A 23697-nucleotide genomic window follows, 5' to 3' on the forward strand; every position below is an offset into this window, starting at 1 on the left:
GCGCGGACAACAGACCCCCAATCCCCGCCAAGAAGAGATACAGAACGCATCTTTCTCTTGAATCATAAGTCGGACACTCAATTCAATCCATTACCTTCGCGCCTATGGGGCTCTGCCCTGGACCCGGCAGGGCCTGAGGCCCTGCACCCCAATCATTTGATAACGAATGGGTTTCCAAAGGGCGTTGCCCTTTGGTGGGTCAAGGGCAACGTCCTTGTCTCAGGCGTCGAGCGAACGGGCCTCGTCGGGCAGCATGATGGGAATGCCGTCGCGGATCGGAAAGGCCAGGCCGGCCTGGCGGCTGATCAGTTCCCCGGCCTCGCGATCATAGATCAGCGGCCCCTTGGTGACGGGGCAGACCAGGATCGACAGCAGGCGCGGGTCCAGAGGGGGCTGGGCGGTTTCGGTCATCGGCTGGTCTCCTGTACGCATGGCCGGTTGCGGAGGCAGCCCATCCGGCACCGTGTGGATGGGGCCTCACACCGGTGGGTGAGATGCATCGTCGCCGGGCTCATGTCCAGCCAGTTCCAGCAGGGTCTGCAATGTCCGCGCCCGGTCGTTCAGCGAGGCGGATTCGAGCAGCGCCTGTTTTTCGGCGGCGGGGAAGGGGCAGATCATCGGCAGGGTGATCAGCAGCGTCTCGTCATCCATCTGCTCGATCACGTTCCAGCGCGTGCCGAATCCCCGCAGGCTGCAATAGCGCCGCAGCGCCGTCAGCATGCGGCTGCGATCGAAGAACAGGTCCGCACTGTCCGTCAGGTCGCTGGCGAAGGACGACACATCGATTCGCGCCCGACGATAGCCACGGTGCAGGCCGGTTTCGCGCAACAGGCGGAACCGGGCCAGGCCGGTCAGCGTCACGGCATAGGTTCCGTCGGCCCGTTCGGTCAGCGAGGTCACACGCCCGACGGCGCCGATATCGTACAGGGGCGGGAACTGATCCTCGCCGTTCTCGCCATCCTCGTCGTCCATGGCATCGTCACGCGGCTGGATCATGCCGATCAGCCGGTTCCCGGCCAGCGCGTCCTCAAGCAACGCGACATAGCGCGGCTCGAAGACATTCAGCGGCAGCTTGCCCCGTGGCAGCAGCAGGACCTCGCGGAGCGGGAACAGGCCCAGTTCGGCCGGCATGTCCGCCAGCGTCATGTCCCGCAGGCGCGGGACAGCACGGGGAACGTCGTCGTCGATCAACGCTGGCAGGCCATGGGGGCGCACGTCATGAAAACAGCAGCGAGGACATGCGCCGCCGCGCCTGCAAGGTCGCGGGGTCGTCATGCCCCCAGGCTTCGAACAACCGGATCAGCTGCAGCCGCGCGGCATCGTCATTCCAGCCGCGATCCTGCCGCATGATGCTCAGCAACTCGTCGGCGGCTTCCTGCCGCAGGCCCGCCGCGTTCAGCGCCGCCGCCAGCTCATAGCGTGCTTCATGATCGGCCGGGTTGGCGGCCAGGCGCCGGCGCAGCTCCTCGGCGGCCTCGGCGGCCTTGCGGCCTTCACGCTTCAGGTCCAGGGCCGCGCGGGCACCGGTGATTTCCGCATGTTCGGCGATCTTGGCCGGCACGTCGGCCAGGGCGGCCTCGGCGGCGTCCTCGTCCCCCATGGCGATCAGGGCGCGTGTCAGCCCGCCCCAGGCGGCCGGGTTTTCGGGCTCGATCTCGATGGTCTGGGAATACAGCCCGGCCGCTTCCTCGGCGCTGCCGGCATCCAGTGCGGCGCGGGCGGCGGCAATCAGGTCCGCGGCCGGCATGCTGCCGCCCCCCGCCGCCTGCAACAGGCCCTCGACGAAACGCTTGATCTCGCTTTCCGGCTGCGCGCCCTGGAAAAGGTCGAGAATCTGCCCCTGCCAGAAGGCCGCGACCAGCGGAATGGATTGCAGCGGCAACCCGACCTGCGCCAGCTGCTGGGCCAGGGCCCGGTTGGCATCCACGTCGATCTTGACCAGCTTGACCCGGCCCCCGGCCGAACGGACGATCTTTTCCAGAACCGGTGTCAGCTGTTTGCAGGGGCCGCACCAAGTGGCCCAGAAATCGACCAGGACCGGCATGGTCCGGCTGGCTTCCAGCACGTCCTGCATGAACGTGTCCTGGTTGCCGTCGACGATCATCCCGGCGTCGTTATGCGCTGCGGCGCTTGCCATCGCAGGGGCCCCCGCTTCGTCAATCAGGCCACCCGCCGGGCGCTGTGCTGCTCGGGACTGACCGATGATGTACTCCATGAAAACCGATCCTGCCTGTTTTTATCGTGCTCTACCGCCGGGTATGGCCCGGCCTCATGCTGACCTTAACATTGTCATCGCCAACCTGTCTCACAAGCGGCAAAGCACCCCCGACATAAAAAACCCGGAAGATGACTTTCCCCCCTTGTCAGCCGATCTGCTTTCCCTTAAACCCCCGTTCACCGACACGGTGAGCGGGCGTAGCTCAGGGGTAGAGCACAACCTTGCCAAGGTTGGGGTCGTGGGTTCGAATCCCATCGCCCGCTCCAAGAAAACAGCAGTTTTCTACGGAATTTAACCGCTCCCGTTTCGGTTCAATCGGACATAACTGGACAGAACGCTTGGAGAACATGCCAAGCGATTTGGGCACGGGCTGGGCAAGCTATGTGAGCCGCCTGATGGCATCTGCCATGTGGTCCGCGCTGACTGCAGCATACCTCTGAACCATCGCCGGGCTGCTCCATCCGCCTAGACGCATCAGCGTCACGAGATCGCACCCGGTCATCACCATCCACGATGCCCAATGGTGCCGCCATGAATGGGGCGTAAACCCGACGATGCCAGCGCGCTTGCATGCTGTCCGATGGGCTTTGGTGATCGGGTTCCCACCCTCCTTTTTCTCAGCCGTATCTGTGTATGGTCTTCCCCACCGGTTCAGGAACACTGGGCCTACGGAGGGGCGTCCGCATGCAATCCATATCTCCCGCAGCGCATCAAACACGCGCGGGTGCATTGGAACGGACCGCTGGCGCCCGCTCTTGCTCTTCGCCACGAATATTGATCGGCGCGAGAAATCAACATGCTTCCAGTCGAGCCGGAGAGCCTCAGCCGACCGTAGCCCCTGAAAGCACAGAACCAGAGCGATCGGCCGTACGTGATCGGCATAGGATTCCAAAAGCCGATCTTGTTCGGCTTTCGTAAGCCACGCCGCTACTTCCTGGGTCTTTTGCTTCACCACGGATATCCGCGGCGCAACAACTCCATTCACTTTCGCGCTGGCATTGATTGCGGCCTGGAAAATTGCACGCCATCTTGCTTGTGTCGCCAGCGCCATGCGACGCCCTCGCGTTGACAGCCAGAACTGCCATGCATTTTCAGCCTGCGATATAGCATAGTGGCCAATGCGCGGGTTCATGTCCGATAGCCGGGCGACATCGTACCGTTCGGGTGGGTTGGGGCCTCCGAGATAGTCGCTGATGGCTTGGGCGATCGTGATCTTGTTCGCTGTTACACTCGGGCCGTCGATGCGCTCGCTCCGGATACGGGCTTCTTCGGCCGCTCCAATAGCTTCAGCATCTGTTCTTGAACGGCATCCTGTATTGACTTCTTTGACGGCGACAGTTTCACGACCGACGCGGACCGTCCCGCGGACGTACCAATAATCACCGCGCTTGCGGTAGGATAGGGACAACGCAATGCTTTCTGGATCTGGCCGACATCGGCCTCAGTGAAATAGATTGTCCGGCCGATCTTGATGCATGAGAGATTCGGAACGGACGGCAGGTGGCGGCGCAGGGTCTTTTCAGAAATTCCCAAGCGTTGCGCGAGATCGGCGCGGGAGACCAAATCACTCATTCCCTACCTCCCTGGCCCGCGCTGCCACAATGCCCGGATTCCGCACCTCCGCAATTTTGATCAGTGTCAGGATCGCAGCGGCATCTAGGCCATCCGTTACGGTTCCTTTGGCCCTCGCATCGGCGTAGATCAGCCGGGCGCGCTCGATCGCCTGCGCCCTCGGCAGGAATCGTGGAGTTATATGGTCAGCCATCGCCCTGTCCCTCCCGGTCCATAGCCGCGTCGATGGCGGCGCGGACGATGCTCGCCAGTTCGTCGGCCGTAACCAGCATCATGTCGGGCGCGTCGTCTGGAGACGATCTGTCCGGCAGTTCGGCGACAGCCTGCAGGACAGTAGCGGGCACGTCGTCCAGCGCCTCCCGCAGCCGCTCGTTCTCGGCCTGGAGGGCGGATTTAGCGCGCACCTCGAACTCGGCTGCGTGCCGTTCGGCAGTCATGATCGACACGCCATCACCCATTCCGGTCTCGAACATAAGCTCATCGGCCAGTTCTTTAATCTGCTCTTCCCGCGTCCTGTGCTGGGTCATGCCCGCCTCCAACGGATCGGCGCATCATGCGATCGGGTGATGATCCCCTTGCGCTCCAAAGCCCGCAGCGCCCCGTAAACAGCCCGCGTAAAAGCACCGAGCCGGCTCGCGACCTGATCCGTGCGGGGATCAAATCCGCCTGATGAGGGTGCGACCGCGTCCAGAACACGCTGCTGCCATGGGGTCAGTTGCGGTTCCTGGGTCATGGGGCATCTCCTCTAGAGGCGGGCCATCCAGCCTGCCCGCTCATCCTCATCTCCACCAGATCACGAAACCATTTCAGTTTCTCGATTGCTTCGAATTCGTTCGTCGCCTCCGGAATGCCTGGGACAAGAAGGCTGATCCCATCCTTCGCGTGCCGCGCATTGACCGAAACAACATCGCGCAATTTGCGGGCAGGCCCTCTTCCGCAAGGAAGATCCCCATTCGGGATAGTCTTCCCAAATTCAATTTTCCTGTCTGCATAGCAATAGGCGTACATCACGAACTCTCCCCCGCATGGCGGATTGCCTTGGCACACTCAGCGCAGGCGAAACGCTCCTGAAAGGCCCCCATCTCACCGCCGGCGTATTGTGGGTCGGCAAAATCCTCACGCTGCTGTTCGCAGATCCTCGCGCACGCCTCCCGCGTCTCCTGCGCGATCGTGTCGAGCTTGGCGGTCAGTTCGGCGATCTTCGCGTCGCGGGCGGTGATCTGGACGGCGGCGTCAGATTTGCTGACGAACGCGACAATAGACCGCCCAGGAGTGGTCGCCCAATGTTCTGCCTTCCGTTTGCTGGCAAAAAGAGAGGGACGGCCCGGCATTGTATACGACGGTCCCCAGCGCACTGTCTCCAGACCGCTCGCCTCGACGGGCATGCCGAGGGCGCTGGAAATGGCGATCCATTTGTCATATGCATCGTGCTTATCCTCAGCCTCCAGCAATGCATTTTCGAGGAGATCGCATTGCTCGTCCGTCAGCTTCGCCGGAACGAGGTAGTTTGTCGGTTCGTCCATCATCACTCCGCAGCGATCACCGCCGCCCGATCGAGGGCGGTGACGCGGTTTGCCTGGGCCAGCAGGGTGGCCATGCGTTTGGGGACACTGTTGCCGATCAGGCGTATGACCTCGGACTTGGTGAGCCGCCGGTGCTTGCCGTCGATCTCGATCCATTCCGGCAGCGTCAGCTCATGCGCGGCGGCCGCTTCGGATGGGGCGAGCATATTCATGCTGCTACCTCGTCGATATTCCGCTGCTGGACCTCAAACGTCAGCGCCCATACCCACGGGTTCGCCTCCCACGAATCCGGACCGTTGATGGAATTGAACAGCAATGCAAAGGCAGCTTCCGGGGAGAAGGCGGCTTGCCCGTCTATGGCGGAATACTGCTCCCACCGCAGGGCTCCGCCGCCGACGCGCTGAACACCTTCGGCGAGAGCATCAGCGCGGCTGATCTCCTGCAACCGCTGCGCGCGGACGTCCGTCACGACCAGCGTCAGTCGGCTGGCCCAACGGGGCATGTGGAGGGAGGGGCGACGCGGCATCTCATTCAAAATCTCAGGATCATCCTCAGTCGCGAAATGGACAAGATGATAATCCAGCAGATCTCCGGGCCGTGCTTTCGGAATTTCCGTCATATAGTCTTGGTGATTGAGACCCCACGTCTCCCGCACCCAGATGCTGTCTCCGGGACGAGCGGGAGCCTTTATGGCCCACTCATCGAATGTGGCACCGAAAACTTCTTCCCCCGGCCCTTCTTCTCCGTTTCTCATGACGATAGTTGGATGATACGTCCCAATGTGCGGGCAGCCATCGAAATCGGGCTGTCCCTTCATCACACGACGCGTCTGGGTCTTTCTTCCCTCAAGTAGCGCACGCACCATCGGGGCATTGAAAAGCATCGGGTGGTCGGTCATGATTTTCCTCCCCGCACCTAGGCCTGCCGCCCGTCACCGTCGCAACCGGCGCAGATCGCCAGGGCCTCGACGGTGCGAAAGACGAACAGATCCCGGCCACCCGACCAGGTCGTGCGGACCCAGCCCCGGCCAGCGCAGTCGCGGCAGGCGCGCAGGGCGATGATGATGGCGAGCCAGCAGGTCATGCCGGCACCTGAAGATCGAGAATCCTCCGCGTTTCTTCGTGATCAACCCATCGCGGGTTGAGCATCGTCCGCTGGAGACGCCCATACCGCACACAGTTCATCAGATCGGAAAGAGAGCGATTGCGAAGGGCGGCTGCATGCCAGAGGCGCCCGTTGAGGAGAAACCATTCTCGGCTCTCTGCCAGGGCATCTACTAGTTCGCCGACGGTCGCTATCCTCTCTCCAGCAATCCACTTGCGCGGCTTCTTCGCCCAACTCATGCCGGCACCTCTTCCGCATCAGCCTCGGCATGCTCAGCCGCCCGCTGATGCTCGATCTGCTGCATGTCGGCCATCCGGTCGCTGATCATCGCCTGCACGCGCTCGATGATCTCCGGCGCGATCGGGCGTCCGGCCTCCTGTGCCTTTTCGACAGTCTGCGCCCATGCGCGCCACTGACCGTCCACGCAGGCGATATCGGTGCATTTCAGCAGCCGCGCATCGAACAGGGCTTCGTAGTCGATCGGGCGCCGCTCTTCGGTGACGCGAGACTGGGGCGCTGTCGAGCGTTCGGGCGTCACGTCGATGACCGTGCCGCGATAGTTGTCCGGCGGGATATCTGACGCCTCTTCCGCCGTGATCAGCCCCTTGAGCACATCCGGAAACGCATCGCGCAGAGCGAACCCGCGAGCACGCATCTGGAGCATGCGCTTGGGGTATTGCGTCCACGGGCCTTGCTTGGACCACAGACCGGCCTTCTTCGCGTCATCCACGCTGAACTCGGCACGCACCGGCTTCTTACCTGTGCGCGTGGCGATGCAGATCGCGACCATCTTGTCGCCTTCGCCCTCGATGCGCTCTTCGATGTCATCGCATACCGAAGACTGGCGACAGAGAGCGGGCAGTGCATCGCCCCATACGCTCGGCCGGCCATTCACCACGGCGATATTCTGGATGGCCTGCATCGGCGCCAGGCCGAGTTCAGATCCCATCTGCACGGCGATCATGATATTGCCCGGCTTGCCGCGGAAGTCCTTCGGCATCAGATCGGAGCCGGCCGCCATCTTGGCGAACTCCATCAGTTCGCCGAACGACTGCGGCTGGAGAACGGGCATCGGCGTGGCGCCACGGGCGCCAGACTTCACAACGGCATTCATGCTGCCTGATCCTTTCGTGCCTTGATCTGGATATGCCCGGCACCGCCGTTCGACAGTTCGGCCCCATCGACCATGATCCCGGCCTTGAGCAATTTTGTGAGTGCAGCCGTGTCGAGATTGTCCGGCTGCGGCTTGAACAGATCCGGCCGCGCCGCGCGCAGCTTCTTCAGATCGGTGACTGTTGCGCGCTGGGCGCCGGCGACGTGCGAGGCAGAGAAGTTCAGCGTGTCGAACTGGAGGATGCCGCATTCCAGCATTTCGTCGTGGACTGATGCCCGCAGTGCCTCACGCGCCGCCTTGGCTGCCTTCCCCAGTTCGTCCAGCGCCTCGGCCAGTTCAACTTCGCACTGGTCAACCTCGGCGCCATCCGCACGAGACGCTATGATCCAGCGCACATACCGGTCGATAGCGGGCTTGAGGTCGTCAGCATGCAGCTTGTTGATGAGGTCCAGGCCCTTCATACCGGCGCCCTCCCGCAAACCCGCAGCGAAGGCCATGGACGCGGCGGCGCGGGCATGCGCACCGGTTCACGCTCCTGGCGCACGATCTCGACGGACCGTCCTATCTCCGCCAGCAGCCGAGCGGCATCGGCGGAGTATTGCAGCAGCATCCGGCGCAGGACCAGTGCGCGGGCCGCGTGGTTCGTGTGGTGGTGGGTCATTGTGACACCCTCCGGTTCTGATTCTCGCGTTCTCTCAATTCTGCGGAAAAGCATTCGAAGCACTTCCCCCAGTCAGGATCGCCTTCGGGCGCAATTCTCCGGCCGCATTCGGCACAGCACTGCTGGTCCCAGCCAGGCTTAAGCCACCAGAGGCTCATATCTCCGCCACCATCTCGATCGTCTTGTCGTCGCCTTCGAGCATCTCGATCGCGTCATCGATCGCTGGCAGAAGCTCCGCACCGGCGTAAAGCTCGCGTGGATAGCTCTGGCGCGGCGCCTTCTTGTGCAGCGCCTCGATCTTCTTCTTGGCTTCCTTCATGACCGCGATACTCCCGCGTACGAGGTCAAGATCCTGCCAGGCCGCATTGCGGAACGAATTGCTCTGCGCCGGCGGCGTGAAATACGGATGGTTCGGCGCCGACGAATGCGACGTCATGCCTTCGGGATAGGGCATATCAAAATCCCCCTGGTTGATTCTCGGCCAATCCGGCCATAAGGGCCGATCTGCAGATCGGTCCCCACGGTGGGATCAGGCAGCGACTGCCAGATGCTGGAACACATCCCCCGTCAGTCCCCAGGTCGAGGCGCGCGCATTCAGCGGCGTCATTTCCTGAGGCGCTCCAACCCATCCATCGCGCGCACGGAACGGGCGGCACTCCGGATGCACGCGCAGCCAGAATTCACGAATCGTGCCGTCTGGCTCGACCGTATTGTTCTTCACATGCAGCATGATGATCGGCGTGTCGTCATCGCGATCTTTTCTGTACAGATCTCCATGAATCGGATCATGTGCGATCATCTTCGCGCCGCCCTCGCGGATATAGCGTTCCGTGCCGAAGACCTCGATCATGACGCGGCGGATCTCAGCGTTTGTTTCTGCCTCGATCGAATCCGGTGTGACGCTGGCCTTATCTTCGATGATCGATGCGGGCACGCGGACACCGCCCACCGCATGGACACTCCATCCATCTGCGAAAGCCACCGCAGCACCATCGATATTATGCAAGCGCCCGCGATCATCACGATGGATCTGCGTCGGCCGATCGCATGCTACGATCATGCCATCGCGAGGATAGAACCACATGCATGACATGCCGATCTCGTTCATGATGTCCAGCCGATCGGCAACGTCATCGGGATATTTGACACCGATCTCTGCCACGAATTTATAGAGTGCGATCCAATAGAGATCCTGCTGCCCCCACCAATATGTGCTGGTGAATTCGATCCCGAGCTGGCCCCGGAGCTGGCCCCGGAGCTGGCCCCGGAGCTGGTCCCAGAGCTGGCCCCGGAGCTGGCCCCCGAGCTGGTCCCAGAGCTGGTCCCGGAGCTGGTCCCGGAGCTGGCCCCGGAGCTGGCCCCAGAGCTGGCTCCCGAGCTGTTCCCAGAGCTGGCCCCCGAGCTGGTCCCGGAGCTGGCCCCCGAGCTGGCCCCGGAGCTGGCCCCAGAGCTGGCTCCCGAGCTGGTCCCAGAGCTGGTCCCGGAGCTGGTCCCGGAGCTGGCCCCGGAGCTGGCCCCGGAGCTGGTCCCCGAGCTGGTCCCAGAGCTGGTCCCGGAGCTGGCCCTCGAGCTGGCCCCCGAGCTGGTCCCAGAGCTGGCCCTCGAGCTGGCCCCCGAGCTGGTCCCAGAGCTGGCCCCCGAGCTGGTCCTCGCCGGTATCTTTCAGTGCCAGATGCTTCATCGCAGAGAGCGCGAAACAGCATCCCATGGGGCTGGACATCCAAATCACGGGAACCGGTTCTTTCCCGATGATACGATATGCACGCGCGAATGCCGCCTCTGCCCGCTTCTTATCGGTCGGCGCGGTGGATAATCCGTGCGCAAGGTATTCGGCGCGGAATTCGACCAGGCGCTGTTCTTGTTCTGCCGTCAGGCGTTCGATCTTGCTCATGATCAGTCGACCACCTGAATCGGTTCCATCGCATCCGACCACTGGCTCTGCAGCTCAACCAGATAGGTCGTGGCGTTCAGCGCGATGTCGGCGTGCTCGCCGGTCGGCGCGGTGCCGTGCAGATGCTGGATCGGCGCAGGCTCGTTCAGCGTCACGAACTCGGCACGCGGACCATATCCGGCGCCATCGTCACGGAAGCGCGCGATGCGGTCCGAGATGATCGTGTGGCGATGGCCGGACGTTTCGCCCAGGGCCAGCACCGTTTCGGTCTGGCCGGTCACAGTCTTCGTCATCGCGATCGGCTCGGCGCGCGTCGACAGCGTCGCTTCGATCAGCAGGACATCGCCCTGGTGGACGAGGTGGGGGATTTTCTTCGTCACTGGTAGCTCCCTTGAGGAATTGGCTCTGACGCCAGACCACGCGGACCGCAGCCCGCGTAACCCGGCGTCACACCTGCGCCGCCAGATCGAGGAACAGAGCGATCGTCGCGTATCCGAGGATCGCGAGGCCGGCGCCGATGAACAGGCACGAGACCTCGCGGAGGGAGAGGCCGCGTTCGTCGGGGAGGCGGAGGGGGATGTGGTTTTGCATGGTGGTTCCCATCGGTTGATGGGATCAAAGTAAGTCTGTCTTACTTTGCGCGTCAAGCCAAAAATCAGCTCAGCTTACATATCTGCGCAAAAAGAAACCCGGCTGGGGCCGGGGAGCGCAAGGTGGAAATGGTTGCTTAACGACTCGGTCGCTAAGATTCTAATCGCTAGGGAGACCTGGAGATCCCTTTGCTCATAGATGTCGCCTGAACATCATATAAAGAGCCTGCATAGCGAAACCGATCATGTTAAGAATCAATCCCCACTGCCCAGCCCACGGGTGGTCAGATGTCACGATCGCGACATGGTTGTCATCTGAGGCTTGGCAGCCGCGTTCATCTCCAAACTGGGTGCTCAGTCCCTGTTGCGCGGCTACTGCTACGTTTTTGACGCAAATAGAATATAATGTGGGCTCAGATGGAGGCGCGGAAACCCTCATGCCGACAGGAGGAAACTCTAGTTTGGTTAGCCTAAAGTCGGAGGAGGAAGCCTGGAATGAATAGGATAGCAACAGGGTGCCAAAAAAATTCAGGACAAGTGCAAGAATCTCAAATAGACGGTGACGAATTGTCGCTAGCATGGAAGATATTCCTTATTTCAATATTATGTGTTGGCTTAATTATTGCAGTTGTGTGGAGCTTTATTGGAATCGGAGTTCCTGTTTAATACCTAAATTCTGCGTGAAAACCAGACGACGCGCCCCAGCATTCGGCACCTTTCGGCCTCTACCTCATACGGTGGGAATCGGCTGTTTTCAGAGGCAAGACGCAGCATCGCCGGATCAGATCCATGGACCCTCTGCACCCACTTGCAGACCACACCATCGCCATCGAACAGGACAAAGATCCCCTCCATGGCGACGTTCCGCTTGCGGAGATCTACCAGCACGGTATCGCCGCTGCGCAAGAGAGGCTCCATAGACTGCCCCTCGACCTCAACAACGCAAAGGTCCTCAGGCTGGGCCCTCAACTCGCGGGTGATAAAACCCTCTTCGAAGTAGCGAGGTGCCCCCAGGTAGGCATCGTCGATGATGCCCCCACCGCCAGCACCAGCCCTGATATCAAGGGTGGCAACTGGAAGGTATGCCGGCGCCGCGGAAACAGGATGCTGCGTCGGCAAATCGGGCTCTTCAACCCATGCTCCAGTCCCACCTAAGCGCCTCTGGAGATATTCTCGCACGGCGATGAGCTTATCCGACGCCGGCAGGTTTGCTCCGCGTTTCCATGCACTGACCGCCTGACTGGTTACGCCAAATTTCTCTGCGATCTCCTTGTTGGAAATCCCAGCCCGCGTCATTGCGTCTCTTAGATCGTCACCGAAAGACATGCTTACACTCTACTGCGCCTTTGGCCTTACTTCGACGTAAGATTGAGTTGCGCGTTAAAGTAAATTGCGCTTACATTGCGCTATGACCACGCAATCCATAAAGGACGTCGTTGCCCGAGGAGGCGGCCCGTCTGCCCTGGCCAAGAAGCTTGGCATCACCTCGCAGGCTATCAGCCAGTGGCGGCGTGCTCCGGCCGAGCGTGTGGCCCAGATTGAGGCCGCAACTGGTATCCCCCGCGAAGACCTACGCCCGGACTTGTTCCGGCGGGAAGGCGCAGCATGAGCGCGACCATCCCCGCCAACTTCCGCGTCGTCTACGCCCGTCCGAAGTTCGCCCAGCGTGGCGATACCTGGTCCCGCGTCGCGAAATGCCCGCACACGGCCGCACAGCTTGAGGCTAAGGCCGACGCTGGAGACAAGCGCGTCTGGCGCGGAATTTCCGAAGGCCTGTCCGCGCTGGCGATCTCGCCGGCGCTGGAGAAGAAATCATGAGCCATCCCATCGATATGACCGGTCGTGTGATCGGAAATCGCCGTGTCCTCGGACTCGGAACTGCGCCCGCGACTGTTGCCCATCCAGTCGGGCGCTACTGGCGCACCGAATGCCTGGAGTGCGGCGACATCCAGTCGGTCAGCGGCGGGAACCTGCGCAATCGCAAACCGGTTCAGTGCCGCCAGTGCGCCAACGGCACTCTGAACGCGGCCCGTCGCGGGAAAGGCGCGGCGAAATTGCCGGGATACAAGGTGCATCTCGTGTCGCTCGATCCCGATGCGCCGGGCCCAGACTCGTTCGATCCGGTCATGACGTTCGCCGAGATCCGCGAGGTTGACGAGGCACTGTTTCCATAGCGCATCGGGCAGGAGATTTTCTGATGCCAAAACAGAAATACGACTGGTCGATCCTCGACCCCCAGGTTGACGCGCTGCTGGCGTCCGGCCTGACGCCGTCCGCTGCTGCGGCTCAGTTGGGGATGCGGAGCCAGACTCTCCGCGACAGGTTGGGATACAGGAAGCGGCCGAAATACCCGAGCCCGCGCGCAAAGAGCGTCGAGAAGGTCGTCGTTACCCGGAACTGCCTGTCCTGCCGCAAGCCGTTTGGCTCCGACAGCCGCACGCGCTTCATGTGCCCTCCGTGTCGCAGTAGCGCCGGCGCATTCTCTGCCCACTCTGTCGCGCAGTCGGGCACCCGACGTTCCAGTCACCGCTGAGACGCCGGAAGTTCCATGACGCCGCCCATCAACTCCACATGCACCAGCGCCGCGAGGTATTCCCTCGTGTGCATGCTGGCGCGCGGGTTGAGGGCGGCCCATAGCCTGGCGATCTCCGTCAGGCTGTCTCTCAAGACCGGCTCGCCCATCGGGATCTCGCGCACCGGCAGGTCGTATTCGTGTGCGGCTGGCGCCTCCATTCGTAACTCCTCCAATTCCGTTCGTCGCAGTTCGGAATGTGAGGGATCGCGATGCGGAATGATTGGTCGAAAACACGCCAAAATTGGTCAAACCAACGGGGAGGCATGCCGGTGCCCGTGATTGTGCGCCCCGTGAAAGATTCACTGCTCGATGCGATCGCGCGCGAGTTCAAGCCGCTTCGCTTCGCGCAGGAAATGCTCGCCCGCGCGTCAGGAAAGACGCCGAGGGCGGCTCGTAACTGGCTGGATGGTCGATGTGCGCCCGATGCGGATGCGCTCATCGAACTGATGGCCTCCTGCAACTCCATAGCCGACGAAGTGAACGCTCTCGTCGAAGAGCGCCGAAGGGCGCGTGAAGGGAAGAAATGCCCTGGATCAAACTAACCCTTTGCCACTTTGGGTTTGGCCGCGATGCTGGACCGCCGCCCTCCTGTCGTGTGGCGTGGGTCCGCGTGTCGTGGTTCGATTGGGAAACCTGGGCCGACAAGATGGAGCGCGCATTGAAGGCAGCTCGGGAGGAATTGCGGAAATGACGCGCCCAACACCCGCACAACAGCGCGTCCTGCGCAAGGCCATGCACGCCCCAGTCATGATCTGGGGCGCCTTCTCCGGCGTCGGGGGGGGTATCGATCTGGAGAATCCGAGATTCGATCGGCGCCACACTGTCGAGATGTGCATCGGCCAGGGCTGGCTGACCCCGGCCGAGGGGTTCAATCAATACGCCATCACGGACAAAGGGCGCTCTGTGCTGCCGAAGCGGAGGCGCGATAAATGACCGCCCTCATAACCGGACGTCCGATTACGGATGCACAATCAATCGTCTGCGCCGCTGTGGAGATGGCCGGCGGCCAGAGGATTCTGGCGCGACGCCTCGGCATTTCCCAGTCCGACATCTCTCAGGCAGTCAACGACAAGTTGCCGGATGCCCGCAATCGCGTCCTGAACGCGCTTGGATACATGGTCGTCGAGGTTATCAGGCCTGTGCGGGGGCAGAACGCATGAGACGCTGGACCCGCATCACAGCGACCGACCGGGCTGGCGAGACCTACTCGGGCACCTACAACGTCCTGAGCCCGCGAGACGCGCGCGATCGTCTGGCGCTGGACCATGCACACCAGATCCGCGGACGGCTGACGGCCGTGCGCTGCGAGGAACTGGCGCCCGGCGACAGGGAGTGTCCGGCCCATGCGTGAGATCACATTCACCCTGGCCCGGCCGACGCCGGTGCTCAACGTGCTGATGCGGCAAAACCGGTGGGACCGGGCGCGGAACAAGCGGGCGCTCGGACGGGAGATCGCCGCGGCATTGGGCGGCCGTCTGCCGGCTCAGCCGTTCGAGAGGGCACGCGTCACGGTCACGCGGTTCTCTGTCGGCGTTCCGGATACGGACAATGCCGTTGGGGGACTCAAGGATACCCTCGACGTGCTGACGACGCCCTGGGTTACGCCCAAGGGGCAGCGACGGAACAAATTCGGGATCGGACTAATCCGAGATGATGACCCGTCGCGGTGTGAGGTTGTCGTTCAGTGTGTGAAGTGCCGGGCGGCTGAGCAGCGCACGGAAGTGGTGATCGAGGAGATCGCATCATGACCGACCTCCCCGAACCCATGACGCCGGAAGATTGCGACGTGGAAGGAATCCCCATGCCGGTCGAGTTGATCCGTGCGCTTTGTGCGGAAGCTGGGATCGACCCTGATTGGGCGATCCAGTTCTGCATCGAAAACGGCATGCCTATTGGGGGGCTCAACTGATGGCGCGCATCCGCACAATCCACCCGGGCCTCTACACGGACGAGGCGTTCGCAACCCTATCGATGGCTGCGCGCGTTCTGATTATCGGTATCTGGAGCCATGCGGACGACGGGGGCGGCTTCGAATGGAAGCCACTCACGCTCAAGATGCGCGTGTTCCCAGCCGACATGCTCGACGTTACTCCACTCCTGGAGGAACTGGTGCAGAACGACATCGTGATGAAATACGATGTGGACGGAAAGACCTATGGAGCAGTTCGGAACTTCGGGAAGTGGCAGCGTCCGAAAAAGCCATCCCGGTTCGTCCCCATGCCGGAACACGTTCGGAATTACGCACGCACAAACGAGGATGAAAAGGGTGACGGTTCGGAACCTGAGGACAAATCAGGTCCAGTGAACGATCCAAAATCGGAAACCAGTTCTGAACCAGTTCCGAACCAGTCCGGAATTTCGCAAACAGAAGGTAGGAAGGTAGGAAGGAAGGAAGGTAATAACTCTCTCCCTTCGGTCGAGAGTTCGCGCATGCCCGTCACCGAGACGCCGGGTCCAGCGCGCGACTTCGAGGAGTTCTGGGCGGCCTACCCCCGCAAGGTCGGGAAGGACGGCGCCCGGAAGGCGTTCGACAAAGCCCGGAAGCGGGCTGGTCAGGCGGAAATCATGGTGGGCCTGTCGCGGCATATCGCCGTCTGGCCCGGAGCCAACGACGAGCGCGCCCAGTTCATCCCGCACCCGGCGACCTGGCTGAACCGCGGCGACTGGCAGGGCGATGCCGCATCGTCAGCCGCTGCCGGCCGCCCATCGTCCGGATCCCCGCAATCCGACCGCCTCGCGATCTGGGACCGCGTCCCTGACCATCCGGGAGTTTGACCGATGCAGCAGATTTCCAACATTCACATCCCGGTCGGGCCCGAGTGGAAGCCGGCGAGCGGCCAGCTTTCGGCGCTGGTCTCTGGGCGCCGAGAGGGAATGGCCATCCTTCCGCGCGACCTGCCGCCTGCTGTCGTGTCGGAGGCCAAAGCCCAAGCCGCCCTCGCGAAAGAGGCGCTGCGCCCCGCGTCGCCCGGCGTCATCATGGCGTGGCTGAAAAAGCTGGCGCCGATGGTCGCCAATGCGCCTGCCGATGCCGGGGCAGTAACCGCTTCGGCCGAGGCGATCATCGAGATCTGCGGCGATCTGCCGGCTGGCGTCTGGTCTCCAGCGGCGCGGAAGTCGTGGATCACGCAGGGCCGGGACGCAGCCGGGCGATTGCCGGGCACGTTCTGGCCGAGGCCGTCAGAGCTTTACGCGACCCTGCGTCCGATAGCGGACCGGATCGCCTCCGAGCTTGATGGGTGCCGGGCCCTAATCGCGATCGCCGAGAATGCCCCAGAGCCAGCGCGCACCGTGCCGACGCACCAGGAGCGCGAGGCTGTCGCGGCCGCCATGGCCGAGGTGCGCGCCCAGCAGGCCGCCCGCGACGCAGAAGAGCAGAAGCTGCGCGAGTTCGGGCTCTACATGCCGGGCAACGACGTGTCGCTGCGCGGGCCGGCGCTGATCGCGGCGCTGAAGGCCGACCTGCCGAAGATGTCAGCCGAGATGCGCGAGGTGACGGAACTGCGGATTGCATCGCTCCAGAAGGCGCATGACTTCGCGGAACAGATCGGAGCCGGCGCGGGAGACAGCGCATGACCGACGAACCGAACGCTCCTGCCGACCCGCTGGCCGCCAAGCACGCGGCGCTCCTCGCGACACCGTGGCGCGACCGGGTGGATGCGTCGAACTTCATCGCTGGCCCAGCGTCGTGGAGCAACGTGGACGGAAACGGGGGTTATTTGAGCGATGAGGGCGGTGTGGGCGCTTTCTGCTCCGATGATGCATCGGATGGTCAGAGGGCACTCAGTGGCGATCCTGAGCGGTTCCACGAAGCCGCGTGGGCGGAGGAGGTTTGAATTGGCTTCACTGACCGGAAAGCAGGCAAGATTCGTCGACGAATATCTTGTAGATCTGAACGCCACCCGAGCAGCAATCCGGGCAGGATACAGTGAGAAAACCGCACAGGAGCAGTCATCGCGCCTGTTATCGAATGTTATGGTTCAGGATGCCCTATCAAAGGCGCAGAAGGCCCGATCTGCCCGAACGCAGATCACACAGGACCGAGTGGTTCAGGAGATTGCGCGCCTTGGCCTGAGCGATATTCGTAAATTGTTCGATGATGCAGGGCGTTTGCTACAGCCGCATGAATGGGACGACGATACAGCAGCAGCCGTGGCTTCAATTGAGGTCGACCAGCGCAAGGATCCCGGCCCGGACGGCGATCGCTACACGGTCACCAAGATCAAGGCGTGGGATAAGAACAGCGCGCTTGAGAAGCTCATGAAGCATCTGGGGCTTTATGAGCGGGATAACGAGCAAAAGCAGATCATAGTTAACATCCGGGATGACCTTGATGATTGAGGTCGACCTTCCGGCCAACGGATGGAAAGCTCGTCCGTACCAGCGTCCGCTATGGCGCTATCTTCGAAGAGGCGGCAAGCGCGCCTATGAAGTCGCCCATCGGCGTTGGGGAAAAGATGACGTTGCCCTGAACTGGGCAGCCATCAGCGCGATGAAGGACATTGGCAACTACTGGCACATGCTTCCCGAGGCCAGCCAGGCGCGCAAAGCGATATGGGACGCGGTTAACCCGCACACCGGGCGCCGGCGCATCGATGAGGCTTTCCCGCCCGAGATCCGAGCTACGACCAAAGACAACGAGATGTTCATCCGGTTTGTGAACGGCTCGACATGGCAGGTCGTTGGGTCAGACAACTTCAACAGCCTTGTGGGATCGACACCACGCGGCGTTGTGTTCTCGGAATGGGCGCTGTCGAACCCGAGCGCCTGGGCGTTCCTCTCGCCGATCCTGCTGGAGAATGGAGGATGGGCGATCTTCATCACCACGCCGCGTGGGAGGAACCACGCGAAGACATTCTTCGATGCGATGCGGCATGAGCCCGGGTGGTTCTGCGAGGTGTCGAGCGTCGAGAAGACGGGCCGGTTCACGCCGGAGCAGCTTGCGGCAGAACGGAGACAGCTTGTGGCCCAGTACGGCGAGGACGACGGCGCGGCGAAATACGAGCAGGAATACGACTGCTCCTTCGATGCGGCGATTCAGGGCAGCTATTACGGCAAGATCATGAAGCGACTGGACGAGCAGGGGCGCATTGGCGATGTGCCATATGACCCGTCGTTGCCGTGCATCACCGCCTGGGATCTCGGCTATGGCGACAGCACCGTGATCTGGATCACCCAGCAGCAGGGACCCGAGGTGCGCGTGATCGATTGCATCGCCGGATCAGGAATGGGCCTAGACTGGTATGCGAAGCAGCTTTCGGAACGGCCATACATTTACCGGCAGCATATCGGTCCGCACGATGCTGATAACGGAGAATTGGGAACTGGGAAGCGCCGGGTGGACATTCTCCGCAGCCTTGGGGTGAAGCCTCTCCGCATTCTGCCGCGCGCCGGTGTCGATGACGGAATTGCCGCCGCGCGCTTGCTCCTACCGCGTTGCCGGTTCGATCGGCAGAAGTGCCAGCGTGGCATCGATGCGCTGGAGCAGTACCGAAAGTCATGGGACGATGCGAACAAGGTATTCCGTGACAAGCCTCTTCACGACTGGTCTTCGGACTATGCCGACGCATTCCGGTATCTGGCCGTTGGGCTGCGCGATCGGGAAGCGCCCGTGAACCCAGCCCCCAAGCCGCCGGCGCGCCGGCCGTTCCCTGGTGGCGCTGCCGGCTGGATGGGCTCATAGGAACATATTCCTATTTTGCTTGTACCGGCATATCTGGGCATGCTAAACTGACTTCCATGCGGAATAAATCTTCATGGATCGAAGGGCGCAGGGCGATCAGCCTTGTGCGGCGCACTCTTTGGTTTCGACTTGCAAGGTTCTGTTTCAGGCGCATCAAGTTTTCTGCCCCTGATGGCACTTGCGTTTTCTCGCTCAGGATGCGGCACGGCCATGCGATGATCTATTGCGCGCGCTCTGACGAATTTGAGCGGTGGTCTCGTTGAGCGCCAAAAAGCAGACCGATGCCGAGATCGTTGATGAAGTCGTGGAGCGCCACCGGCATTGCCGTGACGTCGAAGCGACGGCGCGCAGCAATTTCCGCGATGACCTGCGGTTCCTGTATGCCGATGCCTACAATCAAGACCAGTGGGACCCGGCCGCCATCATGGCCCGGCAGGGTGCAGGCGGGACTGGCGGCCGCCCTTGTCTGACGGTCAACAAGACGCTCCAGCATGTGCTGCAGGTCACGAACTCAGCGCGCCAGCAGACCATGGGCGTCAAGATCGTAGCGACAGGCTTTGGCGCCACCCAGAAGGCGGCGGAAGTGCTGGAGGGCATCATCCGGCATATCGAGGCGCAATCCAATGCGGCACAGAACGCCTATGCCAACGCGATCATGGGCCAGGTGGGCGGAGGCATCGGGTATGTCCATATCACCACCGATTACGTGCGCGGCGTGGACAGCTTCGACCAAGACCTATTCGTCGAGACGGTGCCCGACCCGCTGTGCGTGATGCTGGACCCGGACGCGCAGGAGCCGGACAAGAGCGATGCGGGATGGGGCATGCTCATCACCGAGATGCCGCGCCGGGAGTTTGACCGACTCTATCCGCGCGACAAGGACGTAGATGGCGCCAGTCCGTTCGATGGCGCCATGTCGCATGACGACCAGCAGGACTGGGACGGCAAGGAACGTGTCCGCGTCGCGCGCTATTACCGCCGGTCGGAGATCGATGACACGCTGTGGGCCACGCCGGCCGGTCCGGTGCGCGAGAGTGCGTTGGACGAGGATGGGGTGTCGCTCCTGCGCGAAGGCGGCGCCCAGTCGCGTCCGATCTCCGACCATACCGTCGAATGGTTCCTCATCGGCGGATCGCGCGTCATCGACAGCGGCGAGACGGTGTTCAAGCACGTCCCTCTCGTGCCGTGGATCGGTATCGAGACCCATGTGGACGGCAAGCTTGATCGGAAGGGTCTCACCCGCCTGCTGATCGATCCTCAGCGGATGTTCAACTATTCCGCGTCGAAATTCATCGAGGGCCTAGCTGCACAGACGATCGGGTCGTGGACCGCGCCGGACAGCCGGGTGAAGGGACGCGAGGCCGAATGGGCGATGGCGAACATCTCGCCTCCGGGCGTCCTGATCTACAACAGCGAGGACCCGGACAGCGGACAGCCGATTACCGATCAACCGCCTGAGCAGGTGCCTCCGCCGCAGTTCTCGCCCGGCTATCTCCAGGCCATGCAGTCGTCTGACCAGCAGATGCAGATGGCCAGCGGCCAGTATCAGGCCGAGATGGGCGCGCCCAGCAACGAGAAGTCGGGGCGCGCGATCGGGGAGCGCCAGCGCCAGAGCGACACGGCGAATTACCACTTCACGGACAACCAGGGCATGGCGCTCCGGCTGATCGGCAAGATCCTGTTGGATGCGATCCCCCGCGTGTATGACGTGACGCGCGCAGTGCAGGTGATGGGCATTGACGGCACGATGGCGCAGGCCATTGTCGATCCGTCGATTCAGCAGGCGCACCAGCAGGTCACGCCCGGCGGACCGGTTCCTCAGGCCCCTGCACCCGATCCGGAGGCAGTGGCGGACGTGAAGGGTGCGATCCTCGCGATCAACCCGGCTATCGGCCGCTATGACGTGGTGGCGGACGTGGGTCCGTCCTGGGCAAGCCAGACGCAGGAGACGTTCAACGCGCTGATGCAGGTCGTGCAGGCCGATCCCGCGCTGATGCAGAAGTGCGGCGACCTTCTCTTCCGCGCCGCGCCATTCCCGCTGGCATCCGAGATCGCGGACCGTCTTAAACCCGCGACGGATGATCCGCAGGCGATGGCGCTTCAGCAGCAGTTGCAGCAGGCGCAGGGGGTGATTGCGCAGCTTCAGCAACAGCTGAAGGACAAGGGCACAGATCTGGCCATCAAGGCTCAGGGGCAGCAGCACCAGGGCACCGTGGATCTGATCAAGGCCGATACGGACAAATACAAGGCCGAGACTGATCGCATGGCTGCGATCGGATCGACAGACCCGGCCGCGCTCCGCGTTCTGGTCCATCAGCTGGTGGCCGAGGCGCTGAGTGGTGGTGGCAATCCGTCTCCGGAAGACGGTGCCATGCCGGCCATGCAGGACGGGCCGCAGGGTCCGCTCCCGCGCCTTCCCTCATCCAATCCCCCTGGTGGCGAGATCCACGCCCCAAACCCCGTAACCGGAGCTGTTGACGCATGAGCGAGACCCTCGAACAGATCGACGCGGATGATACCTTCCTGACGACCGATCGCGGCCAGCAGGACGGCCAAAGCAGCAGCCAGGAACCCGGTGAAAACGAGGGGGCGGCCACTCAGGAAACGACGAAGCCCAAGCCGACGCCCAGCGACGAAACGCCGGCATGGCTGCGCAAGCGGATCGACCGCGCTGTGGCCCAGCAGCGCGATGCCGAGCGGGCAGCCCAGGCAATCCGCGACGAAAACGAGCAGCTTCGGCGCGCTCTGGCGCACGCGCGCGGCGAAGAAGATCAGCAGCCGGCCCCGAAGACGCCGGCGCAGATCGAAGCTGAGGTGCGCGTGCGGGTCGAAAACGAGTCCCGCGCCTCGTCCGAGATCGCGGCATTTCGTGCTACGGGCGACGCGCTGGCGAACGCGATCAACGGTGAGGCGGGAGCCGGGCAGGCGCAGGCGGCGACGCAGCGGCTCGTCGATGCTGTCGGACTCGACTTCCAGAATGCGGATCACCGGCAGATCGTCAACGACATCTCGAAGCTGCCGAACAGCGCGCACGTCTATGTCGCACTTTCTCGGAATCCGGACGCGGCGTCGGAAATTTTCGGCGCGTCTGCGCGCGAGCAATATGCGCTGCTGCGGGACTTCGCGCGGGAACTGACACCAGCTTCTCCTGTTGCACAGCCTGTGCAGAAGCCGGCTCCCGTCTCGCAGGCGCCTCGACCAGCCGGCAAGACGCCCGCCGGTCAGCGCTCTTCGACTCGTACCGAGTACGATGACGATGTGAGCATGGACGAATTCGTTGCCATGCGTAACAAGAAGCGATAATATAATACCGCTTCACGCTCTTGCGTGCGTCACGGAGACGTAAACCCGGCCAAGCTCGGCAGCAGCTATATGCTGCCCGCTCACGGAGAGCGAACCAGTTCCGGCCAGTTGCGGGTTCACAACCCGACACACGTGCACGGCACGGCCAGAGCGCCCAGTTCGGGCATTCCGTGAGCTTTCCCGGTGGCAAACCAGCTTCTCACCCCCAAGATGCTTACGCGGGAGGCCCTGCGCCTTTACCGCAACTCCAACTCGTTCCTGAAGAACGTCGATACGCAATACGACAATTCGTTCGCCAAGACGGGCGCGAAGATCGGCAATACGCTGAACATCCGCCTGCCGAACGATTACGTCGTTGGCAACGGGCCGACGATCTCGCCGCAGCCCACGCTCGAGCGCCAGACCTCGCTTTCGATCACGAACCAGTTCAACGTGCCGATGTCGTTTTCCTCGGCCGACCTGGCTCTGTCGCTGGACGATTTCAGCCGTCGCATTCTGGCGCCCGCCGTCAATCGTTTGGCTGGAATGGCCGCCAGCACGCTGATGAGTACCGTGGATCAGGCGACCATGGGCGGCCAGGGGCCGGCGCAGCATTTCGTGCACAACACGGATGGGGGCGGCAACACCATCAGCCCGGTTGCGGAAACGGTGCTGCAGGGTGGTGCGGTGCTGACCAACAACGGCGTTCCCGAAGGAACCCGGCGCATCGCGCTGGTCGACCCGCTGACCGAGGCGCGCCTGGTGTCTGGACTGTCGGGACTGTTCAATCCGCAGACCAAGATCGGCGACCAGTTCGAGACCGGCATGCTGTCGAAGGACACGCTGGGCTTCGACTGGTATCGCGATCAGACGATCCTCAAGCACACCAGCGGCACCATGACGGGCGCGACCGTGAATGGCGCGAGCCAGACCGGCACATCCCTGTCCGTCAGCGTCGGCGCTGGCGGTTCTGTCTCCCTGAACCCGGGCGACGTTTTCACGATCGCGGGCGTCTATGGCGTCAACTATATCACCGGCGCGTCGACCGGCATCCTGCGCCAGTTCGTGGCGACGCAGGCCGTTACCATCGGCGCCAACGCGACGGGCACTGTCAACTTCTTCCCCGCCATCACGCCGACCGGCTCGACGGCCGGGACGCAGGTCGCCTACGGCACCGTTACGGTTGCTCCGGCCGCTGCCGCTGCGGTCACGCTGGCAAACGCTGCGGGCGAGATCTACCGGGCGAACCTGCTGTATGTGCCCGAGGCGTTCACCATGGCGACGGCCGACCTGCCCGTCACGAACGACGAAGGCGCCAAGATGTGGCGCGAGAGCTACGACGGCGTGTCGATGCGCCTGGCGAGCCAATACAACATCATGACGGACCAGTTCATCACCCGTCTCGACATCCTCTGCGGCATGGCCTGCCTGCGCCCCGAATGGGTCGTACGCCTGGCCGATGCGATCTAAGGGAGGGCCGCATC

At 62.6% G+C, this 23697-nt stretch carries 39 protein-coding genes and 1 tRNA gene; 18 read left to right on the forward strand and 22 right to left on the reverse strand.

The features are described from left to right. Positions 1-219 precede the first annotated feature (219 nt). The 3 genes from HLH35_RS11985 to HLH35_RS11995 form a co-directional block, all read right to left on the reverse strand. On the reverse strand, positions 220-411 hold the full coding sequence (locus tag HLH35_RS11985) for a Trm112 family protein (RefSeq protein WP_114729276.1): 192 nt from the start codon (positions 409-411) through the stop codon (positions 220-222). 66 nt (positions 412-477) lie between these two features. Further along, on the reverse strand, positions 478-1146 hold the full coding sequence (locus tag HLH35_RS11990) for an LON peptidase substrate-binding domain-containing protein (RefSeq protein WP_182979500.1): 669 nt from the start codon (positions 1144-1146) through the stop codon (positions 478-480). Between the two features lie 70 nt (positions 1147-1216). Next, positions 1217-2215 (reverse strand): tetratricopeptide repeat protein, encoded by a 999-nt coding sequence (locus tag HLH35_RS11995; protein ID WP_182979361.1) that lies wholly within the window; start codon positions 2213-2215, stop codon positions 1217-1219. A 194-nt stretch (positions 2216-2409) separates the two neighbouring features. Between HLH35_RS11995 and HLH35_RS12000 the strand changes: the two genes are divergently transcribed. Further along, positions 2410-2484, forward strand: a tRNA-Gly gene (locus HLH35_RS12000). A gap of 113 nt (positions 2485-2597) precedes the next feature. Here HLH35_RS12000 and HLH35_RS20385 read toward each other — a convergent pair. The 17 genes from HLH35_RS20385 to HLH35_RS12085 all read right to left on the reverse strand — a co-directional run bounded on the left by HLH35_RS20385 (position 2598) and on the right by HLH35_RS12085 (position 11999). Then, positions 2598-3350: a tyrosine-type recombinase/integrase gene (locus HLH35_RS20385; RefSeq protein WP_220790656.1), complete on the reverse strand. Its 753-nt coding sequence runs from the start codon at positions 3348-3350 to the stop codon at positions 2598-2600. Positions 3351-3442: 92 nt separating this feature from the next. Beyond that, the gene (locus HLH35_RS12010) at positions 3443-3790 is read right to left on the reverse strand and encodes a hypothetical protein (RefSeq protein WP_182979362.1); all 348 of its coding nucleotides are present in this window, start codon (positions 3788-3790) and stop codon (positions 3443-3445) included. A gap of 185 nt (positions 3791-3975) precedes the next feature. Beyond that, positions 3976-4317, reverse strand: a complete 342-nt coding sequence (locus HLH35_RS12015) for a hypothetical protein (protein WP_182979520.1) — start codon at positions 4315-4317, stop codon at positions 3976-3978. After that, positions 4314-4523: a LexA family protein gene (locus HLH35_RS12020; protein ID WP_182979363.1), complete on the reverse strand. Its 210-nt coding sequence runs from the start codon at positions 4521-4523 to the stop codon at positions 4314-4316. The genes HLH35_RS12015 and HLH35_RS12020 overlap by 4 nt, the downstream gene beginning before the upstream one ends. Next, positions 4520-4801 (reverse strand): host nuclease inhibitor protein, encoded by a 282-nt coding sequence (locus tag HLH35_RS12025; RefSeq protein WP_182979364.1) that lies wholly within the window; start codon positions 4799-4801, stop codon positions 4520-4522. The genes HLH35_RS12020 and HLH35_RS12025 overlap by 4 nt, the downstream gene beginning before the upstream one ends. Further along, positions 4798-5316 (reverse strand): hypothetical protein, encoded by a 519-nt coding sequence (locus HLH35_RS12030; RefSeq protein WP_182979365.1) that lies wholly within the window; start codon positions 5314-5316, stop codon positions 4798-4800. Before HLH35_RS12030 ends, HLH35_RS12025 begins: the two co-directional genes overlap by 4 nt. Continuing rightward, complete coding sequence (locus HLH35_RS12035) at positions 5316-5525, reverse strand: hypothetical protein (protein WP_182979366.1); 210 nt, start codon at positions 5523-5525, stop codon at positions 5316-5318. The genes HLH35_RS12030 and HLH35_RS12035 overlap by 1 nt, the downstream gene beginning before the upstream one ends. Continuing rightward, complete coding sequence (locus HLH35_RS12040; RefSeq protein WP_182979367.1) at positions 5522-6211, reverse strand: hypothetical protein; 690 nt, start codon at positions 6209-6211, stop codon at positions 5522-5524. The genes HLH35_RS12035 and HLH35_RS12040 overlap by 4 nt, the downstream gene beginning before the upstream one ends. Positions 6212-6228: 17 nt before the next feature. Then, on the reverse strand, positions 6229-6396 hold the full coding sequence (locus HLH35_RS12045; RefSeq protein ID WP_182979368.1) for a hypothetical protein: 168 nt from the start codon (positions 6394-6396) through the stop codon (positions 6229-6231). Positions 6397-6652: 256 nt separating this feature from the next. Continuing rightward, positions 6653-7531 (reverse strand): recombinase RecT, encoded by an 879-nt coding sequence (locus HLH35_RS12050; protein ID WP_246385050.1) that lies wholly within the window; start codon positions 7529-7531, stop codon positions 6653-6655. Then, positions 7528-7992 (reverse strand): siphovirus Gp157 family protein, encoded by a 465-nt coding sequence (locus HLH35_RS12055; protein WP_182979369.1) that lies wholly within the window; start codon positions 7990-7992, stop codon positions 7528-7530. The genes HLH35_RS12050 and HLH35_RS12055 overlap by 4 nt, the downstream gene beginning before the upstream one ends. After that, on the reverse strand, positions 7989-8192 hold the full coding sequence (locus HLH35_RS12060) for a hypothetical protein (RefSeq protein WP_182979370.1): 204 nt from the start codon (positions 8190-8192) through the stop codon (positions 7989-7991). Before HLH35_RS12060 ends, HLH35_RS12055 begins: the two co-directional genes overlap by 4 nt. 154 nt (positions 8193-8346) lie before the next feature. Then, a complete protein-coding gene (locus HLH35_RS12065) occupies positions 8347-8646 on the reverse strand; it encodes a hypothetical protein (protein ID WP_182979371.1) in 300 nt (99 codons plus the stop codon). A 75-nt stretch (positions 8647-8721) separates the two neighbouring features. After that, positions 8722-9900 (reverse strand): DUF6745 domain-containing protein, encoded by a 1179-nt coding sequence (locus HLH35_RS12070; protein ID WP_182979372.1) that lies wholly within the window; start codon positions 9898-9900, stop codon positions 8722-8724. A gap of 185 nt (positions 9901-10085) precedes the next feature. Beyond that, on the reverse strand, positions 10086-10463 hold the full coding sequence (locus HLH35_RS12075) for a hypothetical protein (protein WP_182979373.1): 378 nt from the start codon (positions 10461-10463) through the stop codon (positions 10086-10088). Between the two features lie 67 nt (positions 10464-10530). Further along, positions 10531-10674 carry a hypothetical protein gene (locus HLH35_RS12080; RefSeq protein WP_182979374.1) on the reverse strand — a complete coding sequence of 48 codons (144 nt, stop codon included), beginning with the start codon at positions 10672-10674 and terminating at the stop codon, positions 10531-10533. A 668-nt stretch (positions 10675-11342) separates the two neighbouring features. Beyond that, positions 11343-11999, reverse strand: coding sequence for an XRE family transcriptional regulator (locus tag HLH35_RS12085; protein WP_182979375.1), 657 nt, complete (start codon positions 11997-11999; stop codon positions 11343-11345). Between the two features lie 82 nt (positions 12000-12081). Between HLH35_RS12085 and HLH35_RS20390 the strand changes: the two genes are divergently transcribed. Genes HLH35_RS20390 through HLH35_RS12100 form a run of 3 tightly spaced genes read left to right on the forward strand, consistent with a single transcriptional unit; the run spans position 12082 to position 12847 of the window. After that, complete coding sequence (locus HLH35_RS20390; RefSeq protein WP_182979376.1) at positions 12082-12282, forward strand: transcriptional regulator; 201 nt, start codon at positions 12082-12084, stop codon at positions 12280-12282. Further along, positions 12279-12491, forward strand: a complete 213-nt coding sequence (locus tag HLH35_RS12095) for a hypothetical protein (protein ID WP_182979377.1) — start codon at positions 12279-12281, stop codon at positions 12489-12491. Before HLH35_RS20390 ends, HLH35_RS12095 begins: the two co-directional genes overlap by 4 nt. Continuing rightward, a complete protein-coding gene (locus HLH35_RS12100; RefSeq protein WP_182979378.1) occupies positions 12488-12847 on the forward strand; it encodes a hypothetical protein in 360 nt (119 codons plus the stop codon). Before HLH35_RS12095 ends, HLH35_RS12100 begins: the two co-directional genes overlap by 4 nt. Before the next feature lie 112 nt (positions 12848-12959). Here the strand turns inward: HLH35_RS12100 and HLH35_RS12105 are convergent, their stop codons facing one another. Further along, the gene (locus tag HLH35_RS12105) at positions 12960-13121 is read right to left on the reverse strand and encodes a hypothetical protein (protein ID WP_182979379.1); all 162 of its coding nucleotides are present in this window, start codon (positions 13119-13121) and stop codon (positions 12960-12962) included. 75 nt (positions 13122-13196) lie between these two features. Next, positions 13197-13406 carry a hypothetical protein gene (locus HLH35_RS12110; RefSeq protein ID WP_182979380.1) on the reverse strand — a complete coding sequence of 70 codons (210 nt, stop codon included), beginning with the start codon at positions 13404-13406 and terminating at the stop codon, positions 13197-13199. Positions 13407-13517: 111 nt separating this feature from the next. On the opposite strand from HLH35_RS12110, the gene HLH35_RS12115 reads away from it, so the two are divergent. The 14 genes from HLH35_RS12115 (at position 13518) to HLH35_RS12180 (ending at position 23683) form a co-directional block, all read left to right on the forward strand. Beyond that, positions 13518-13790 (forward strand): hypothetical protein, encoded by a 273-nt coding sequence (locus HLH35_RS12115; protein WP_182979381.1) that lies wholly within the window; start codon positions 13518-13520, stop codon positions 13788-13790. Positions 13791-13935: 145 nt separating this feature from the next. Beyond that, on the forward strand, positions 13936-14181 hold the full coding sequence (locus HLH35_RS12120; RefSeq protein ID WP_182979382.1) for a hypothetical protein: 246 nt from the start codon (positions 13936-13938) through the stop codon (positions 14179-14181). Beyond that, positions 14178-14408 carry a hypothetical protein gene (locus HLH35_RS12125; RefSeq protein WP_182979383.1) on the forward strand — a complete coding sequence of 77 codons (231 nt, stop codon included), beginning with the start codon at positions 14178-14180 and terminating at the stop codon, positions 14406-14408. Before HLH35_RS12120 ends, HLH35_RS12125 begins: the two co-directional genes overlap by 4 nt. Next, on the forward strand, positions 14405-14599 hold the full coding sequence (locus HLH35_RS12130; protein ID WP_182979384.1) for a hypothetical protein: 195 nt from the start codon (positions 14405-14407) through the stop codon (positions 14597-14599). Before HLH35_RS12125 ends, HLH35_RS12130 begins: the two co-directional genes overlap by 4 nt. After that, positions 14592-14996, forward strand: coding sequence for a RusA family crossover junction endodeoxyribonuclease (locus tag HLH35_RS12135; RefSeq protein ID WP_182979385.1), 405 nt, complete (start codon positions 14592-14594; stop codon positions 14994-14996). Before HLH35_RS12130 ends, HLH35_RS12135 begins: the two co-directional genes overlap by 8 nt. Beyond that, a complete protein-coding gene (locus HLH35_RS12140) occupies positions 14993-15157 on the forward strand; it encodes a hypothetical protein (protein ID WP_182979386.1) in 165 nt (54 codons plus the stop codon). Before HLH35_RS12135 ends, HLH35_RS12140 begins: the two co-directional genes overlap by 4 nt. Next, on the forward strand, positions 15157-16023 hold the full coding sequence (locus HLH35_RS12145) for a hypothetical protein (RefSeq protein WP_182979387.1): 867 nt from the start codon (positions 15157-15159) through the stop codon (positions 16021-16023). Before HLH35_RS12140 ends, HLH35_RS12145 begins: the two co-directional genes overlap by 1 nt. Before the next feature lie 3 nt (positions 16024-16026). Next, complete coding sequence (locus HLH35_RS12150; RefSeq protein ID WP_182979388.1) at positions 16027-16824, forward strand: hypothetical protein; 798 nt, start codon at positions 16027-16029, stop codon at positions 16822-16824. Further along, positions 16821-17084: a hypothetical protein gene (locus HLH35_RS12155; RefSeq protein WP_182979389.1), complete on the forward strand. Its 264-nt coding sequence runs from the start codon at positions 16821-16823 to the stop codon at positions 17082-17084. The genes HLH35_RS12150 and HLH35_RS12155 overlap by 4 nt, the downstream gene beginning before the upstream one ends. A 1-nt stretch (position 17085) precedes the next feature. Then, positions 17086-17589 (forward strand): terminase small subunit, encoded by a 504-nt coding sequence (locus HLH35_RS12160; RefSeq protein WP_182979390.1) that lies wholly within the window; start codon positions 17086-17088, stop codon positions 17587-17589. Continuing rightward, positions 17582-18931, forward strand: a complete 1350-nt coding sequence (locus tag HLH35_RS12165) for a terminase large subunit domain-containing protein (protein WP_182979391.1) — start codon at positions 17582-17584, stop codon at positions 18929-18931. Before HLH35_RS12160 ends, HLH35_RS12165 begins: the two co-directional genes overlap by 8 nt. Positions 18932-19190: 259 nt before the next feature. Beyond that, on the forward strand, positions 19191-21416 hold the full coding sequence (locus tag HLH35_RS12170) for a portal protein (RefSeq protein ID WP_182979392.1): 2226 nt from the start codon (positions 19191-19193) through the stop codon (positions 21414-21416). After that, the gene (locus HLH35_RS12175; RefSeq protein ID WP_182979393.1) at positions 21413-22234 is read left to right on the forward strand and encodes a hypothetical protein; all 822 of its coding nucleotides are present in this window, start codon (positions 21413-21415) and stop codon (positions 22232-22234) included. Before HLH35_RS12170 ends, HLH35_RS12175 begins: the two co-directional genes overlap by 4 nt. Positions 22235-22417: 183 nt before the next feature. Beyond that, positions 22418-23683, forward strand: coding sequence for a P22 phage major capsid protein family protein (locus HLH35_RS12180; RefSeq protein WP_182979394.1), 1266 nt, complete (start codon positions 22418-22420; stop codon positions 23681-23683). The last annotated feature ends 14 nt before the right edge of the window (positions 23684-23697 follow it).

This window comes from Gluconacetobacter asukensis (genome assembly GCF_014174375.1).
Taxonomy (GTDB): domain Bacteria; phylum Pseudomonadota; class Alphaproteobacteria; order Acetobacterales; family Acetobacteraceae; genus Gluconacetobacter; species Gluconacetobacter asukensis.